This is a genomic window from Ruegeria sp. A5, from assembly GCF_056543005.1.
The window spans coordinates 43334-60895 of the sequence record NZ_JBQGAV010000004.1; the positions used below are offsets into that span (position 1 = coordinate 43334).

The window sequence follows — 17562 nt, forward strand, 5'->3', positions numbered from 1 at the left end:
GGCTGAGATAGCTTAGCCTGTATGAGCAGTTCCCCCCGATTCATTCACCTCCGCGTTCACACTGAATATTCGTTGCTGGAAGGCGCCGTGCGGCTGAAGAAGCTGCCGGACCTGTGCCAGAAGATGGAGATGCCCGCCGTCGCGGTGACGGATACCAATTCAATGTTCTCGGCCTTAGAGTTTTCGGTCACCGCCAGCGGGGCAGGTGTGCAACCGATCATGGGCTGTCAGGTCGATCTCAGTTACGTTCAGGCGCAGCCGGGAGAAAAGCCCAAAGCACCCGCGCCGTTGGTGCTGCTGGCACAATCCGAGGTGGGATATGAGAATCTGATGAAGCTCAGTTCCTGCCTGTATGTAGACAAAAGCGGGCAGTTGCCGCAGGTCACTTTGGACGAATTGGCGGAACGATCAGATGATTTGATCTGCTTAACCGGCGGTCCAGACGGGCCCGTAGGGTTGCTGTTACAGCAAGGTCAGCGCCCTGCTGCCGAGGCTTTGGTGGATCGTTTGTCCGCGATTTTCCCGGATCGCCTTTATGTTGAGTTGCAGCGTCACCCAGGCGAAGGAGGCCAACCTGAGGCCGAGCGCTTGACCGAGCGCGGTCATGTCGAGATGGCGTATGACAAGAACCTGCCGCTGGTGGCCACCAATGACGTCTATTTTCCGACTTCGGACATGTACGAGGCCCACGACGCGCTGATCTGTATCGCCGAGGGGGCTTATGTCGACCAGCAGGACGGACGCCGACGTCTGACCGCGCAGCACTATTTCAAGTCGCAGCAGGAGATGGTGACGCTGTTCGCCGATCTGCCCGAAGCCGTCGAGAATACGGTTGAAATCGCGCAACGCTGCGCCTTCATGGCCTATCGCCGCGACCCGATCCTGCCGAAGTTTGCAGATGATGAGGTCGCCGAACTGCGTCGCATCGCCAACGAGGGTCTGCAAAAACGTCTGGCTGTGATCCCGCATGCCGTGACTTCCGAAGAATATCAGGAACGGCTGGATTTCGAACTTGGCATCATCGAAGGGATGGGCTTCCCCGGCTATTTCCTGATCGTTGCTGACTTTATCCAATGGGCCAAGGATCATGACATTCCGGTGGGTCCGGGGCGAGGCTCGGGTGCGGGATCACTAGTGGCTTATGCGTTGACGATTACCGACCTTGATCCGCTGCGGTATTCGCTTCTGTTTGAACGGTTTCTGAACCCCGAGCGGGTTTCTATGCCCGACTTCGATATCGACTTCTGCATGGATCGCCGCGAAGAGGTTATCCGCTACGTGCAGCAGAAATACGGGCGCGACAAAGTGGGGCAGATCATCACCTTCGGTGCCTTGCTGTCGAAGGCGGCTGTGCGCGATATTGGTCGTGTATTGCAGATGCCATACGGACAGGTTGATCGCCTGTCCAAGATGATCCCAGTCGAAGGCGTCAAACCCGTTTCCATCGAAAAGGCACTGAAGGATGAGCCGCGCCTGAGGGAAGAGGCACGCAATGAAGAGGTCGTGGACCGTCTGCTCACATATGGCCAGCAAGTCGAGGGGCTGCTGCGCAACGCCTCGACACACGCTGCCGGCGTGGTGATCGGAGACCGGCCGCTGGATGCACTGGTTCCAATATACCAGGACCCGCGTTCGGACATGCCTGCGACCCAATTCAACATGAAATGGGTTGAACAGGCCGGGCTTGTAAAGTTCGATTTCCTGGGTCTGAAAACACTGACCGTGATCCAGAACGCGATGGATTTGATCTTTAAGTCAGGGCGTGACCTTCACATAGCTCCCGATGGCACGGAACTCTATGAACCCGCCGAAGGGGCAATAAATCAGATCAACGCCATCCCGCTGGATGACGAGGCGACGTACAAACTCTATTCGGCGGCCAAGACGGTGGCGGTGTTCCAGGTTGAATCCTCGGGCATGATGGATGCGCTCAAGCGGATGAAGCCGGATTGTATCGAGGATATCATCGCCCTCGTCGCGCTTTATCGACCCGGCCCGATGGAGAACATCCCCAAGTTCTGCGAGGTCAAGAACAAGCTTAGCGAACGCGACACGCTGCACCCGTCCATCGACCATATCTTGGATGAGACGCAGGGCATCATCGTCTATCAGGAACAGGTGATGCAGATCGCGCAGGAAATGGCAGGTTACAGCCTTGGGGGCGCGGACTTGCTGCGCCGCGCGATGGGTAAGAAAATTCAGGAGGCGATGGATGCAGAGCGGCCCAAGTTCCTCAAAGGTGCTGCCGAAAACAATGTGGATGAGGCCAAGGCGACCGAAGTCTGGAACCTGCTGGACAAGTTCGCCAACTATGGCTTCAACAAATCCCACGCCGCCGCCTATGCGGTGGTCAGCTATCAAACCGGCTGGCTAAAGGCGAACCATCCGGTCGAGTTCATGGCAGGCGTCATGAACTGCGATATCCATCTGACCGACAAGCTCGCGATCTATTTTGAGGAAGTCCGCAAGGGGCTGCAGCTGCCCTATGTTCCGCCGTGCGTGAATCGATCCCAAGCGACCTTTGATGTGGCCGATGGGCATTTGGTCTATGCGCTGGGCGCGCTCAAGAACGTAGGCGTCGAGGCAATGAATCTTGTGGTTGAGGGGCGTGGCGAAAAGCCTTTCGTAAACCTGTTCGACTTCGCCCGCCGTGTTGACCTGAAGAAGGTCGGCAAACGCCCGCTTGAGATGCTGGCTCGCGCCGGTGCATTTGACGAGCTCGATAAAAATCGTCGCCGTGTGTTTGAAAGCCTTGATCCGTTGGTTCAGTATTCGGCGGCGATTCACGAGCAGAAGAATTCCAACCAAGTTTCCCTGTTTGGCGAGGCAGGCGATGACTTACCTGAACCGCGTCTTTCCCCGTCGCCTGATTGGTTACCTGCCGAACGCCTGAGCGAGGAATTCAAGGCCATCGGATTCTACCTGTCTGGCCATCCGCTGGATGACTATATGCCGGCCCTGAAGCGCAAACAGGTGCTGACACTGGACCAGGTGACTGAAAAGGCGCGCTCTGGCCCATTTATTGCCAAGATGGCAGGCGTCGTTGCCGGACGGCAAGAAAGGAAATCAGCGCGCGGCAATCGGTTCGCATTTGCCCAGCTCTCTGACCCCACCGGAGCATTCGAGGTCACGTTATTCTCGGAAATACTGGAGAAATCCCGAGAGTTTCTGGAAACCGGCGCACAGGTGGTACTGACGGCCGAAGCGACCATGGAGGCCGATCAGCTGAAACTGCTGGGCCGTTCCGTTGGTCCGGTTGATACAGTTGTGGCCGATGCGGGTGCAACGGGTTTGCGTGTGTTTGTCGAGGATTCGAAGGTTTTGCCGAACATGGCCACGGTACTGGAAGGCGCAGAGGCTTCAGCCAAAAGGGTGGCCAAGGGACCTGTTTATGTTTGTCTGTTCGATCCCGGACTGCCAGGCGAGGTCGAGATGGATCTGGGCCGGGAATTTCCGATCAACCCAGAAATCAAAGGCGCGCTGAAGTCGCTCGAGGGGATATCGGAGATCGAAGAAATCTGATCCCGAACCGTAATGTTGCCACACGCGATGGACCCCGCTAGGCTGGGTGAACATCCTCAAAGGTCATTTCACAGGAGGGTTCCGAAATGGCAAGTTCAGGCAATGTTTTCAGGATATTTACACTCGCCGCGGCATGTTCACTGGCATTGGCCACTGCGGTACATGCAGACGACAAAAAGAAGAAAAACACTCTTACCGGGGCCTTGGTCGGCGCGGGCGTTGGCGCGCTGGTAGGCGATGGTAAAGGGGCTGCGGTCGGTGGGGTGGCCGGTGCGATTATCGGACATAACTGGAAGTGAAGCTGATGCAGTCAATTCTCGTAAAATCTACTTTCTGTGCCACGCTCTTTGTCGTACCCACATTCGCGCTGGCTGACGACTCAGCAGAGCAGATGGTACAGGATGCCTTGCCTGTGATGCACTACACATGTGCGTCGATCGCAGAGGAGGCTGATGGCGACGAAGAATTTGTCGTGGCCGTTGTTGGAAAAATGACGGCCTTGTCACTTTACAACCGCCAGATCAATATCGAAGATCATGCGGCCACTGACGAGGAAAAGGCCCAACTGCGCGAAGCCTTCATCGCCGCTCTGTCCGAGGGCTGTGCCGCCGACAAGAACGCCCTTCTGGGCGGTGTGGTCGATAACGCGGTGAAATCGACGTTGGGGATGTAAGCGAGCGCTGGTTATTGCGGGCGCTAAAGCCTGCCAACGGGGCAACGAATGAGGCCCCAGCCCTTGTCCATCTGGGCCGCTTTCAGGCCTGAGACGAGACGGTCGGACAAAAAGAAGAGTTTTGGAACTTTCGGGTCCAGCCAGATGTCCGGTCCGCCCAACGCTTCGGGTATGACTACCAGTTTGGTTTCTTGACTGCTTCTAGGAAGGTAGGTTCGACCATAGCGATTGCTAAGTGGTGACCGAACATCTCCCTCTGGGCCCAGCACATCATAATTACCCATGGGTCGTTTGTTGCACACGTTCAGAAAGTAATACCGCTCGGACGTGGTCAGATGGTTTTCAGTTGAATCCATCAGCGTCAACGGATGAAATACCGTGCCCCCCAGATCGAACTGTTCCAGAACGGATTTGGCGGATTGGGAAACCATAGGCTTGCCACCGCCATTGATGAATGGAGCCGTATAATACTCGGCTTTAGAATTGTAATGATAAACGCTACCAACCTGTTCTTTGGTCAGCAGATCACCGCGTTTCCAGCTTTGAGAGGCTTGACGGAGGATGCTCTTCGACCATTCGACGTCTTCGGCAGATTGTTTTTTCCGCCAATTGTCTGTGTATTCTCTGCGCGATACACCCTCTATGACGTTGATATTGTTCACCGTCGTAGCAATCCACACGCATTGAGCGTTGCTGTCCTCACTCGCCATCAGCTTGCCCTCAATAATGCGGCGGGCGTTCGTCTCCGAACACAACTCCGCCTGAACCTTCTTGCGCGCGTTCTGCTTCACGCTGCAGCAACATCTCGACGCGGCGGGTCAGGCGGTCGATCTCGTTCTGTTGGTTTGTGACGACCGAGTTCAGCTCTTCGACCGTGCGGGTCAGATGGGCGATCTGCTCTTCCAGATGCTGCATGGGGCTCTCCTTATAGGCGTCTCATAGCGACCCTGTGACGCCCTGACCAGAGAAACCCCGCCTTGCTCCGATGCGGGCCATGGGATAGACCGCGCGCGGAACACTAAATCCCAAGGACGCCCCACATGGCCAAGCCCAAGAAACAGCCCCGCCCCAAGGCCGTAACGCCGAAAGGGTTCCGTGACTATTTCGGCGAGGAAGTCACGCAGCGCACCGAGATGCTGCGGACGATTGCGGGTGTCTATCATCGTTACGGGTTCGATGCCTTGGAAAGCAGCGCGGTTGAAACGGTTGAGGCGTTGGGCAAGTTCCTGCCCGACGTGGACCGCCCGAACGAGGGCGTGTTCGCATGGCAGGAGTTTGACGAAGGCGGCTCAAAAGGTTCCGGGGGCGACTGGATGGCCCTGCGCTATGACCTAACTGCGCCTCTGGCCCGCGTCTATGCGCAGCACCGCAACGACCTGCCGACGCCTTATCGCCGCTATGCGATGGGTCCGGTCTGGCGGAACGAGAAGCCGGGGCCGGGACGGTATCGTCAGTTTTATCAGTGCGATGCGGATACGGTGGGCACGGCCTCAATGGCTGCGGATGCCGAGATTTGCGCTATGCTGTCGGACACGCTGGAAACCGTTGGAATCCCGCGCGGTGACTATCTGGTGCGGGTCAACAACCGCAAGGTTCTGAATGGAGTGCTCGAAGCGATGGGTTTGGGTGAAGACGCCGCCGCCCGAGATAACGTTCTGCGCACGATCGACAAGTTCGACAAGGTGGGCGAGGCTGGTGTGCGTGAGCTTTTAACCAAAGGCCGATTGGATGCCTCTGGCGCTTTTATCGATGGTGTTGGTCTTAGCGGTGATCAGGCCGAGCCGGTGATTGCCTTCCTGACTTCTAAAGCTGCAGATATCGCCGGAACGCTGGCCAACCTGCGCGCCGCTGTGGGTGACAGCAAGATCGGTGCGGACGGGATCGCTGAGTTGGAGCAGATTGCTGCGCTGCTGGATGCAGGCGGGTATGGTTCGGACCGGATCGAGATTGATCCTTCGGTCGTGCGTGGCCTCGGCTATTACACCGGGCCGGTCTATGAGGCCGAACTGACCTTCGAAATATACGACGAGAAGGGCCGCAAGCGGCAATTCGGGTCGGTCTCGGGTGGTGGTCGCTATGATGATCTGGTCAAGCGGTTTACCGGACAGGAAGTACCTGCGACCGGCATCTCCATCGGTGTTGACCGATTGCTGGCCGCTTTGCGCGAAAAGGGGCGGATCGCGGCGCAGGCCACCGGCCCAGTGGTTGTGACCGTGATGGACCGCGATCGCATGGCGGACTACCAGGCGATGGTGGCGGAACTGCGCAATGCCGGAATCCGGGCCGAGGTCTACTTGGGCAACCCCAAGAACTTTGGCAACCAACTGAAATATGCGGACAAGCGGAACTCTCCAATTGCGGTGATCGAAGGCGGTGACGAAAAGGCAAATGGGATCGTACAGATCAAGGACCTGATCCTTGGCGCCAAGATTGCCGAAAGCGCCACGCTTGAGGAATGGAAAGAACGGCCCAGCCAGTTCGAAGTGCCCCGCGGCGATCTGGTCGCTAAGGTGCGCGAGATTCTGGACAATCAGGACTGACCCATGCCGAACCGTTCCCAAATACAGGCCCGCGCCGCCATGATGCGTGTCCGGTTCGAGGCGGCGGGCGCGCAGGTGGTTGATACGCCTCTGCTGCAGCCAGCCGGGACGCTGTTGGACCTCTATGGAGAAGATATCCGCGCCCGTGCTTACGTAACCTCGGACGCGCTGCGGGGTGAGCAGATGCTGCGCCCGGATTTCACCCTGCCGGTGGTGCAGATGCACATGTCCGACGGGGCTGAACCAGCAAGATACACCTATTCCGGCGAAGTGTTCCGCCGTCAGGAACACGATCCGGATCGTGCTAATGAGTATATCCAAGTCGGCTACGAAGTATTTGATCGCGAAGACCCCGCCGGAGCCGATGCCGAGGTGTTTTCGTTATTTGCCCTGCAATTGCGCGGGCTGCCTTTGCGGGCAGCGACAGGTGATATCGGTATTCTGATCGCCGCTGTCGGGGGTCTCAAGACCACTAGTCGTCGTAAGGCTGCACTGATGCGGCATCTCTGGCGGCCTCGCCGGTTCCGCGTTTTACTGGACCGATATGCCGGACGCAAAGCTAGTCTCGAGGGGCGCGATGCTCTGCTTGACGCGGTCGACCCATTGGCGATTGACGTGCCCATGATAGGCAAGCGCCGCACGCCCGAAATTCTCGAACGGATTGATGCCCTGCGCGAAGACCGCGCTGCGCCGCCGATCTCGGACAATGAACTGGCCGGTTTGGAGACGCTGCTTAATGTGCGCGAAACCATGCCTTTCGCGCTGGAACAACTGCGTGACATTGCGGTTGATCTGCCACAGATCACATCTGCTTTGGATCGTTTGGAAGCTCGTATCACAGCCCTGCAGGCGCGTGGCGTGGATGTGGATACACTGGATTTTGAGGCGTCTTATGGCAGGACCTCGATGGAGTATTACGACGGGTTTGTATTCGGCTTTTACGCCGAAGGCCGCCCTGATCTGCCACCGGTTGCGACCGGCGGGCGCTATGATGCGCTGACCAGGCAATTGGGTGGTGGGGCCGAGATTCCGGCAATTGGCGGCGTGATCCGCCCGGACCTGATGCTCGAAATCGAGGAGGCTGCGCAATGAGCCTGAAACTCGGTGTGCCCTCGAAGGGCCGGTTGATGGACAAGACCTTTGCATGGTTTGAAAAGCGCGGCATTACACTGTCGCGCAGCGGATCAGACCGGGAATACGCGGGCAAGGTTGATGGGATTGGTGGCGTCTCGCTGATCCTATTGTCTGCAGGAGAGATTCCGCGCGAGCTGGCGGCGGGACGCATTCATTTGGGCGTGACCGGCATCGATCTTGTGCATGAAAAGCTGCCGCGCTGGGAACAGCAGGTGGAAGAGGTTGCACCTTTGGGGATCGGCAAGGCGGACCTTATCATTGCAACCCCAGCCTGCTGGGTCGACGTGGACACTCTGGATGATCTGGATGCGGCGGCGGCAGGTTTTCGCAGGGCGCATGGCCACCGGCTGCGCATCGCTACCAAGTACCATCGTCTGGTCCGCGAATTCCTGACCGAAGCGGGAGTGGCCGATTACACGCTGGTCGACAGCCAGGGCGCAACCGAGGGGACGGTGGTGAATGAGACAGCCGAGGCGATTGCCGATATCACCTCGACCGGGGAAACACTGCGGGCGAACCACCTGAAAATCCTGTCGGATGGGTTGATCCTGCAATCGCAGGCCACGCTGTGGCGCAGCCGCGTGGCCAAATACGATGCGGCTGAAAAGACGGCTTTGAATGAGCTGCTGGACAGGTTGGCCTAAAGCACCCCAATTTCCGCTAATGCGCGGTTCAGATCGTCGGGCAGGGCATCGTCCTGCTCGCGATTTTTAGGCAAGTCGGCAGGGGTGTCCTCAGGCTTGAGATACCGCCAGCCCTGGAATGGACGCTTCAGAGCGTTCTGCGTTCTGTGTACTTCGGGGTCCAGGACGATGGCGCAGCGGCGGATGCCATCCTCGCCTCGGACTTCATCCAGCCGCAGGATGCGCTGGCGGCACTGAACCACACCTTTGATCACCCAATAGATCGACCCGCCATTCAGAATTTCAGCGTCGCGCTTGGGCCACATGCGGGTGACGTGGCGCGGGTATCCGTCCTCATAGAGTGGTTTGCGGCTGTCTTGCCACGCCATCAGCGTGTCGACGCTTTCTGACCCAACCGAAAGTTTGATGAGGTTTACGTACTTATCCACAGCTTTCCCACAGAGTCGTCCCAAGGATGATCCCTATATTGTAGCCCTCATGCGCTTGTCATCAAGGTGTTGTGGTTTAGATGTGATCTGGGCTAATCTGAATGCCTCTTTCAGCACAGGGAATCACCAATGAGCCGCTTTGCCGCCCCCATCGCCGAGCAGATCTGGGATATGAAATACCGCTTTAAACAGGCGGATGGTACGCCCATCGATCAGACAGTCGAGGACAGCTGGCGGCGCATAGCTCGTGATCTGGCGCGTGTGGAAGAAGACCCGGCGCATTGGGAAGAAAAATTCTATGAGGCGCTAGAGGATTTCAAATACCTTCCTGCTGGCCGCATCACCGCCGGGGCGGGCACCGCGCGACAGGTAACCCTGTTCAACTGCTTTGTGATGGGGACGATCCCCGACAGCATGGGCGGTATCTTCGACATGCTGAAAGAGGCCGCGCTGACCATGCAGCAGGGCGGGGGGATCGGTTACGATTTCTCAACCATCCGTCCGCGCGGCGCGGATGTGAAAGGGGTCGCAGCGGATGCCTCGGGCCCGCTAAGCTTTATGGACGTCTGGGACGCCATGTGCCGCACGATCATGTCTGCAGGCTCGCGTCGTGGTGCGATGATGGCGACCATGCGCTGCGACCATCCGGATATCGAACAGTTCATCACCGCGAAATCCGACCCGGCGCGTTTGCGCATGTTCAACATGTCGGTTCTGGTCACCGATCCATTCATGGAGGCCGTCAAGGCCGATGGACCGTGGGATCTGGTATTTGACGGAAAGGTCTATCACACCGTTCAGGCGCGCGATCTTTGGAACAAGATCATGCAGGCCACCTATGATTATGCCGAGCCGGGCGTGATCTTTATCGACCGGATCAATCAGGCGAACAATCTGAATTACGTCGAGACGATCTCGGCGACCAACCCGTGCGGAGAACAACCTCTACCGCCTTATGGTGCCTGTCTGCTGGGTTCGATCAATCTGGCACGGTTGGTTGCCGAGCCGTTCGAGGATGCCGCGCACCTGGACGAGGAGGCCTTGCAAGAGCTGGTGGCCACCGCCGTTCGCATGATGGACAACGTGGTGGACGCGTCGAAATTCCCGCTGGCCGAACAAGAAGCCGAGGCGCAGGACAAGCGCCGCATCGGGCTGGGCGTGACTGGTCTGGCCGATGCGCTGTTGATGTTGGGTCTGCGCTACGGCTCGGACGAGGCGGCGCGTCAGACCGAACGCTGGTTGCACGCGATCGCGCGCGCCGCGTATCTGGCGTCGGTCGATTTGGCGAGGGAAAAGGGAGCTTTCCCACTGTTTGACGCCGAGAAATATCTGGCCAGCGGCACCATGCAACAGATGGATGACGATGTGCGCGACGCAATCCGCGAACACGGCATCCGCAACGCGCTACTGACCTCGATCGCGCCGACGGGTACGATTTCGCTGTATGCGGGCAACGTATCTTCGGGGATCGAGCCGGTTTTTGCCTATGCCTACACGCGCAAGGTGCTGCAAAAGGACGGTTCGCGCACCGAAGAAGAGGTTGTGGACTATGCGGTGCAGATGTGGCGCGACAAGTTTGGCGACGCCGAATTGCCCAAGTATTTCGTGAATGCGCAAACACTAAGCCCGTCCCATCACGTAAAAATGCAGGCGGCGGCGCAAAAGTGGATCGATAGTTCGATATCGAAGACGATCAACTGTCCCGAAGATATCAGCTTTGACGCCTTCAAAGACGTCTATATGCAGGCCTGGGATCAGGGATGCAAAGGCTGCACTACCTATAGGCCAAACGATGTGACCGGCTCGGTTCTGAGCGTATCGGAAAGCGACGACAAAGCGCCAGGTGAAAGCGCGGATGCCCCGCATGAGGTTGACGGGGGCGAGGTCGTTTATATGTCCGAACCGCTTGATCGCCCACAATCGCTTGAAGGGTCGACTTACAAGCTGAAATGGCCGGACAGCGAGCACGCAATCTATCTGACAATTAACGATATCGTCATTGGCGGACGCCGTCGTCCCTTCGAGGTGTTCATTAACTCGAAGAATATGGAGCATTATGCTTGGACGCTGGCTTTGACCCGGATGATATCGGCCGTGTTCCGACGCGGTGGCGATGTGTCCTTTGTGGTCGAGGAACTGAAAGCTGTGTTCGACCCGCGAGGCGGGGCCTGGGTTAAAGGCAAGTACATTCCGTCCATCCTGGCCGCGATTGGCGGCGTGATCGAGCAACACATGGTCAATATCGGCTTCCTTGAGGGCGAAGGCATGGGCCTGAAATCCGACCCTCAGGCGCAGGTGGTCAACATGGACGCCCCGCGTGGCAAGGCTTGCCCATCCTGTGGTCAGTTCGACATGGTGATGATCGAAGGCTGCATGACCTGCCGCAGCTGCGGTCATTCTAAATGTGGCTGATTTGGCGGAAGAGGACTTGATGTTGTGGGGCTTCAGGCGACACGGCCATTATTGTCACCAAATGACCTCTAACTGCGATCTGCCGACCTGCTGACGGAACCTAAGAAGCGCTAGTTCTTTTACGTTTCTTGTCTGAAGGAAATTTACTGGCCTTGTCGACCGAAGCACCTCTAGCGAGTTGCTTCGGCATATCTGTACGACTTAGTGTATGGCATTTGTTCCAAACATTTGCTTTGGAGTACTGCGCAGTTCTTCAAGCGTCAGGTGCAGGTTTAAACCATGAACCTTTAATAGAGCAGCACCCTAAACTCATTCGTCGAGTGGCATCGGGACAGCGATAGATTTTGAGTGAGCCTCCTTAGCTGAACTGGTCCACCACTATGTTTAAGGAACGGATACCCAAGAAGGGCCAATAAGCGACCAAAGCCGGAAAAGATTGTTTTGAAACTATGACAGTTTGAGGTGCTGATGGGACAAGGGATATTCCGTCTTGATGCAATCAGACAAAACGGCGTTGTTGAACAGACCTACTGCCGCTGTCGCAAGCAATGAGCTGTTGAAGGCGTCATTGGTTCGAGCCCAATGGCGAATGCGGAATGGGTGTAGATCAATTGAAGGAACTGAAGCGGCTCCAGAAGGAGAACGAGCAGCTAGTACCTGCCGTATCTGATCTGACGCTGGGCAGGCTGACCCTTAAGGAGGAGGCAAAGGAAAACTACAAAACTCGCTCGTCGTCGCGCCTGCATCGAACACCTGAGTAGCGAGTTAAAAGTGTCTGAGCACAGAATCTGCCGAGTATGGCTGCAAAAAGCGTGTTAGAACAGCTGGAAACGGGAACTCCGCTACACTGCAGCAAAACCTCCGCAAATCAGCTAAGTCTTTCCCGCACCGCAGCAAACTGCAAAAACTGATCAGAAAGGCGCTTGTGTCTTGTTCAGATCATTGCATTCTGCGTCAGAAACATATTGTTTTTATCAAAATCAGCAGGAAGCGGAAGTTCGCGGTTGCTGCAGTTATCAAGGCTCGAATACCTGAAACGGACCCTGCGGTCGTAACTGTCTAAGAAGTAACATGTGTCCGGGACAGATTAATCGGAAACTCGAAGTTAATGGGACGTTGAACTGTTGGCTAAATATTCAGTTAAAACTGCCCGGCTGCCACTCTGCCAGATCTCGGCTAGCCACCAGGAAAAGGTTTCGGAAAACTGTGTGCCGCGGCCCACTATACCACAGTATAGGCGTTGATCGAGCCAAAGCCCTGGATCGGTTCTAGCCGCTAATGCGGTTTTGTGCAGGTTTTTCCAAAGGGGGTCATTGGGGGCGATTTCGGAGCCATCTTCACGGTATCCTGCACACATCCGGCACCAGAAAGCTTCGGCCAGCGCGAGCCCGCTTATGGAAGAGCCTGCCGCAAGTGCATCACGAAGTGACGGCAGCAAGAACCCGGGGTGTCGCGCCGATCCATCGAAAGCAACCCGGCGCGTCGTGTCGTGAATGGCCGTATTTGCAAATCGCGTCTCAACCTGCTCAAGGTATTCATTTGCAGTCGCTCCGGGGACGGCTGCGACATGAGGCAGAATTTCTTCTTCTTGGACCTTTCTGAAAAACGCCAGGATATCCCGGTCCTGCATGCAATCAGAAATTGTCGGGACATTCAGTATTTCGCCGACATTAGCAAGCAACTGGTGACCGCCGTTCAAAATGCGCAGTTTCATCGTCTCATAGCTTTGGACATCACGGGTCAGCGTGACGCCAACCTGTTCAAGGGGTGGGCGCCCGGCGCAGAAATCGTCCTCGATCACCCATTGGCGATAGTTCTCGTGCGATACGGGTGCTTGGTCATCGACGCCAAGTGCGTGGCATTGTGATATCACTTGGTCTGTTGTAGCAGGCACGATGCAATCCACCATTGAATTGGGGAATGCGCCGTTCTGGTTTATCCAGTCGGCCAGAGCAGGGTCAGACAGGCGTGCTAGACCGACAACGCAGTTCCTCAGGATCACGCCATTATCCTTAAGGTTATCGCAGCTCAGCGCGGTGAAGGGTTTGATGCCCTGTGCCCTGCGCTGCTTGAGCGCCGCAATGATCGCACCGAAGGCCGTGCGCGGCTGGTTTGGATTTGCTGCATCATGAAGAATTTCTTGGTGATCTGTGTCGAGGGCACCCGTGTTGGCATCTCGGTAATATCCACCTTCGGTCACTGTCAGAGACACAATCTTGATAGAAGGCTCGGACATCTTGCGGATCAACGCTGCATTGCCGGCCTCGACCGGAAGATAATCGATCATCGGACCAATTACCTCGGCGGACATCCCTTTCGGGTCCAGTTCGATCAATGTCGTCAAGCAGTCCTGCGCCAGCAGACGCCCTCGCATCTCGGAATCGTAGCTTCGCACACCGGCTCCGATGATTGCCCAGTCGTGGGCCTGACCTTGCTGCATCAACTGGTGGATATACCAAGCCTGATGCGCGCGGTGAAAATTCCCGAGACCGATATGGACAATGCCGGGCGTCAGGTCCGAGCACCTGTAAGATGGGGTCCTGACAGTTGTCGGCAGGTTTGAAAGGTTATCTCGCCTTAGATGCACTGCAGGATTTGCGTTTGCCACAGGGTTCATCAGCTCATCCAGTTTCCGCCATCGACGTTATATGTCTGGGCGACAATGTACCTGGCTTCGTCAGAGGCCAGAAACACAGCCATCCCGGTCAGATCCTCTGCGCGACCCATCCGCCCGTAGGGAACAGCTGCCGCCACTTCGCGTTTCTTTTGGCCGAGCGGTTTATCTTCATGTTTTGCAAAGAACGCATCAACGCCATCCCAATGCTCGCCATCAACAACACCCGGAGCAATTGCGTTCACGTTGATCCCATGAGCGATCAGGTTCAGCCCCGCCGATTGGGTCAGCGATATGATCGCCGCCTTGCTGGCGCAGTAAACTGCGACCAAAGGTTCCCCCCTTCGCCCAGCCTGAGATGCCATGTTGATGATCCGACCTTTGGTCCCGTGCTCGATCATGTGCCGGGCGACCGCTTGCATCGTGAACAAAGCACCCGAGACGTTGATGTCAAAAACGCGGTTGTAGTCTTCCCGCTCAATCTCAACGATTGGGGCGGCGGTGAAGATTGCCGCATTGTTGATCAGAATGTCGATAGGGCCGAAATGTGTAGCGGCTCTTGCGACGGCCTCATCTATGCTTTGTTGGTTTGTCACGTCCATCTCGATGGCGAATGCAACCTGACCCAATTCTGCGGCGGCGTCTTTCGCACGCTGGATGTCGATGTCGGCGATGGCAACACGCGCGCCTTCTGCAACATAAGCTTTGGCAAAGGCCAATCCGATGCCTCGCGCAGCCCCGGTGATCAGGGCGGTTTTGCCTGCCAAGCGTGTCATTCGATCCGCAAGCCTTTCGCGTCAAACCGATGGATGACATCTGCACGCGGTGTCAGGTGAATTCGATCCCCATGGCGGAAGCCGACCTCACCATCTGCGCGGACGGTAATGGTTTCGGCCAGGCCGGTCTCGTGGACGTGAAAAAAGGTGTCCGATCCCAAGTGTTCTGAAACGCTGACGATCCCGGACCATTCACCTTCAGTTTCCGAAACCGCGATGTGTTCCGGGCGAATACCGATTGTTTGTGCACCGTGTTTCGCCGCCTCTGGTCCTTCGATGAAGTTCATTTTGGGCGAGCCGATGAACCCTGCAACAAACAAGTTGCGCGGCGTCCGATATAATTCAAGCGGGCTGCCGACCTGTTCGATCACACCGGCCTGAAGCACAACGATCTTGTCGGCCATTGTCATGGCTTCAACCTGATCGTGCGTCACGTAAATCATCGTTGTCGCCAGACGTTCGTGCAGTTCGCTGATCTCCAGCCGCATGCCGACGCGCAGCGCCGCGTCTAGGTTTGAAAGGGGCTCGTCGAACAAGAATGCCGCGGGCTCACGAACAATGGCGCGACCAATGGCAACGCGCTGGCGTTGCCCACCGGAAAGCTGTCCCGGGCGGCGGTCGAGATAATCGCTCAGGTTCAGGACGCTTGCCGCGCCTTCGACCCGCTTGTCGATTTCGGCCTGATCCAGCTTGGCCATACGCAAGGGAAAGGCGATGTTCTTGCGCACACTCATATGCGGGTACAGAGCATAAGACTGGAACACCATTGCCAGACCACGTTTGGCGGGTGGTACGTCGGTTGCATCCGCGCCATCAATGTCGATGGAGCCCGAAGTGATGTCCTCTAGCCCCGCAATGAGCCGCAACAGCGTGGACTTGCCACAACCAGAGGGCCCAACGAAGACGGTGAATTCACCGTCCTCGATAGTCAAATCTAGTGGTGGAATGACCTCTACGTCGCCGAAGCTTTTGGTCACTGACTTGAGTTGGATACGTCCCATAGTCGTCTTCCTTATTTCACAGCGCCGAAAGTCAGGCCGCGGACAAGTTGTTTCTGGCTGAACCAGCCAAGGATGAGGATTGGTGCGATCGCCATGGTCGATGCCGCGCTGAGCTTGGCGAAGAACAGGCCTTCGGGGCTGGAATAGCTGGCGATGAATGCGGTAAGCGGCGCTGCGTCAACGGCAGTCAGGTTGAGCGTCCAGAATGCCTCGTTCCAGGCAAGAATGAAGTTCAGTAGCACGGTCGAGGCGATGCCGGGCACGGCCATGGGTGTCAACACATAGAGGATTTCCTCTTTCAGCGTGGCACCATCCATCCGGGCGGCTTCCAGAATCTCACCGGGGATTTCACGGAAATAGGTGTAAAGCATCCAGACGATGATCGGCAGGTTGATCAGCATCAGCACCACGACCAGCCCTCCGCGCGTGTCCAGTAGACCCAACCGGATGAACAGCAGATAGATCGGGTAGAGAACACCCACCGCGGGCAGCATCTTGGTGGACAGCATCCACAGCAGGATGTCCTTGGTACGCTTGGACGGCACGAAGGCCATGGCCCATGCTGCGGGCACTGCGATGATCACGCCCAGAATGGTTGATCCACCTGCGATGATCACCGAATTCCACAGGAACCGCATGTAATCCGAGCGTTCCTGTACGATTGCATAGTTCTCGAGCGTCCAATCGAAGTTCAGGAACAGCGGTGGGCTGGCGATCGCCTGAGCTTCGGTTTTGAAGCTGGTCAGGATCGTCCAGAGGATCGGGAAAAAGATCAGCAGACCAACGGCCCAGGCAAGGGCGGTGTTCAGCGATTTACGACGGGATGTGACGGCGCGGGCCATGGTCGTTCCTCCTCACGCGTCCAGGTTTTTGCCGACGATGCGCATCAGGAAGATGGCAACGATATTGGCAAGGATGATGGCGTAGACACCTCCGGCTGATCCAAGGCCGACATTCTGGCTTTCCAGCACGCGCTGGAATATCAGGTAGGTGAGGGTTCGGGTGCCGAAGGCGCCGCCGGTGGTCACGAAGATTTCGGCGAAGATCGACAGAAGAAAGATCGTCTGGATCAGGATCACGATGGTTATCGCGCGGCTCAGATGTGGCAGGACGATGTGATAAAAGCGTTTCAGGACTGGCGCACCATCCATTTCGGCTGCTTCCAGCTGTTCACTGTCCAGTGACTGAATTGCGGTCAGCAGGATCAGTGTCGCGAAGGGTAGCCACTGCCATGAGACGATCATGATGATCGAAGTCATCGAGGCCTCGGATAGCCATGAGATCGGCTCGGCCCCGAAAAAGCGCCATAGATGGGCCAGCAACCCATTCACAGGATCCATGAACATGTTCTTCCACACCAACGCAGACACCGTGGGCATGACAAAGAAGGGAGCGATCACGAGGATACGGACAACGCCCTGACCCCACATGGGTTGATCCAGCAGCATCGCTAGTAGAATGCCTAGAATTACGGTGATCACCAAGACGCCGCCTACGATCATCAACGTCGCTTGCACCGCGGGCCAGAAGGAGCTGGACGAGACGAACCGGACATAGTTGTCGAACCCGACCCAGCCCAAGTCGCCACCGCGAAGGGGCAGATACTTCTTGAAGGAAAAATACAGCGTCATCGTCAGGGGCACGAGCATCCAGCCAAGTAGCAGGACCACTGCGGGTGCCATCATCAGGCGCGCGACGGATCGGGAATGTTGAGTTGCCATGACGCAAACCCTCTCTGTTCAGGCATAACCAAAGCCTGCGAGAAAAACGCGAGTTGTGGAAGGGTAGAGCGGGGGGCAGACCTCTGCCCGCCCGCCG

Annotated in this window: 15 protein-coding genes and 1 pseudogene; 8 read left to right on the plus strand and 8 right to left on the minus strand. The window is 56.9% G+C overall.

Features of this window, described 5'->3' with window-relative positions; translation table 11 throughout:
- Positions 1–21: 21 nt before the first annotated feature.
- From dnaE to ACR0AY_RS10465, 3 genes are all read left to right on the plus strand, one after another.
- Positions 22–3522, plus strand: a complete 3501-nt coding sequence (gene dnaE, locus ACR0AY_RS10455; protein ID WP_170512561.1) for a DNA polymerase III subunit alpha — start codon at positions 22–24, stop codon at positions 3520–3522.
- A gap of 86 nt (positions 3523–3608) precedes the next feature.
- Positions 3609–3821 carry a YMGG-like glycine zipper-containing protein gene (locus ACR0AY_RS10460; RefSeq protein ID WP_170392486.1) on the plus strand — a complete coding sequence of 71 codons (213 nt, stop codon included), beginning with the start codon at positions 3609–3611 and terminating at the stop codon, positions 3819–3821.
- Positions 3822–3826: 5 nt separating this feature from the next.
- Positions 3827–4195, plus strand: a complete 369-nt coding sequence (locus ACR0AY_RS10465; RefSeq protein WP_170512559.1) for a hypothetical protein — start codon at positions 3827–3829, stop codon at positions 4193–4195.
- A gap of 23 nt (positions 4196–4218) precedes the next feature.
- Here the strand turns inward: ACR0AY_RS10465 and ACR0AY_RS10470 are convergent, their stop codons facing one another.
- Positions 4219–4986, minus strand: a complete 768-nt coding sequence (locus ACR0AY_RS10470) for an imm11 family protein (RefSeq protein WP_480454123.1) — start codon at positions 4984–4986, stop codon at positions 4219–4221.
- Positions 4916–5110: a SlyX family protein gene (locus ACR0AY_RS10475; protein ID WP_170392484.1), complete on the minus strand. Its 195-nt coding sequence runs from the start codon at positions 5108–5110 to the stop codon at positions 4916–4918. The genes ACR0AY_RS10470 and ACR0AY_RS10475 overlap by 71 nt, the downstream gene beginning before the upstream one ends.
- 125 nt (positions 5111–5235) lie before the next feature.
- Here ACR0AY_RS10475 and hisS point away from each other — a divergent pair, with 125 nt between their 5' ends.
- From hisS to hisG, 3 genes are read left to right on the plus strand one after another with little or no spacing between them, the layout of a single operon-like run.
- Positions 5236–6735 (plus strand): histidine--tRNA ligase, encoded by a 1500-nt coding sequence (gene hisS / locus ACR0AY_RS10480; protein WP_480454125.1) that lies wholly within the window; start codon positions 5236–5238, stop codon positions 6733–6735.
- 3 nt (positions 6736–6738) lie between these two features.
- Entirely contained in the window at positions 6739–7827 is a 1089-nt protein-coding gene (locus ACR0AY_RS10485) for an ATP phosphoribosyltransferase regulatory subunit (RefSeq protein ID WP_480454127.1), read from the plus strand.
- Positions 7824–8513 carry an ATP phosphoribosyltransferase gene (gene hisG / locus ACR0AY_RS10490; protein ID WP_170512552.1) on the plus strand — a complete coding sequence of 230 codons (690 nt, stop codon included), beginning with the start codon at positions 7824–7826 and terminating at the stop codon, positions 8511–8513. The genes ACR0AY_RS10485 and hisG overlap by 4 nt, the downstream gene beginning before the upstream one ends.
- Here the strand turns inward: hisG and ACR0AY_RS10495 are convergent.
- Positions 8510–8941, minus strand: coding sequence for a DUF1489 family protein (locus ACR0AY_RS10495; protein ID WP_170392480.1), 432 nt, complete (start codon positions 8939–8941; stop codon positions 8510–8512). The genes hisG and ACR0AY_RS10495 overlap by 4 nt on opposite strands.
- Positions 8942–9070: 129 nt before the next feature.
- Between ACR0AY_RS10495 and ACR0AY_RS10500 the strand changes: the two genes are divergently transcribed.
- Positions 9071–11353, plus strand: a complete 2283-nt coding sequence (locus tag ACR0AY_RS10500) for an adenosylcobalamin-dependent ribonucleoside-diphosphate reductase (protein ID WP_170512550.1) — start codon at positions 9071–9073, stop codon at positions 11351–11353.
- Positions 11354–11815: 462 nt separating this feature from the next.
- A pseudogene (locus tag ACR0AY_RS10505) lies at positions 11816–12151 on the plus strand (hypothetical protein); the annotation flags it as partial.
- Between the two features lie 307 nt (positions 12152–12458).
- On the opposite strand, the gene ACR0AY_RS10510 reads toward ACR0AY_RS10505, so the two are convergent.
- From ACR0AY_RS10510 to ACR0AY_RS10530, 5 genes are read right to left on the minus strand one after another with little or no spacing between them, the layout of a single operon-like run.
- Entirely contained in the window at positions 12459–13970 is a 1512-nt protein-coding gene (locus tag ACR0AY_RS10510) for a mannitol dehydrogenase family protein (RefSeq protein WP_170512549.1), read from the minus strand.
- On the minus strand, positions 13970–14743 hold the full coding sequence (locus tag ACR0AY_RS10515; protein ID WP_170392708.1) for an L-iditol 2-dehydrogenase: 774 nt from the start codon (positions 14741–14743) through the stop codon (positions 13970–13972). The genes ACR0AY_RS10510 and ACR0AY_RS10515 overlap by 1 nt, the downstream gene beginning before the upstream one ends.
- Complete coding sequence (locus ACR0AY_RS10520) at positions 14740–15744, minus strand: ABC transporter ATP-binding protein (protein ID WP_170392707.1); 1005 nt, start codon at positions 15742–15744, stop codon at positions 14740–14742. Before ACR0AY_RS10520 ends, ACR0AY_RS10515 begins: the two co-directional genes overlap by 4 nt.
- 11 nt (positions 15745–15755) lie before the next feature.
- Positions 15756–16586: a carbohydrate ABC transporter permease gene (locus tag ACR0AY_RS10525; protein WP_010443328.1), complete on the minus strand. Its 831-nt coding sequence runs from the start codon at positions 16584–16586 to the stop codon at positions 15756–15758.
- 12 nt (positions 16587–16598) lie between these two features.
- Positions 16599–17465 (minus strand): carbohydrate ABC transporter permease, encoded by an 867-nt coding sequence (locus ACR0AY_RS10530; protein WP_170392706.1) that lies wholly within the window; start codon positions 17463–17465, stop codon positions 16599–16601.
- Positions 17466–17562: the final 97 nt, after the last annotated feature.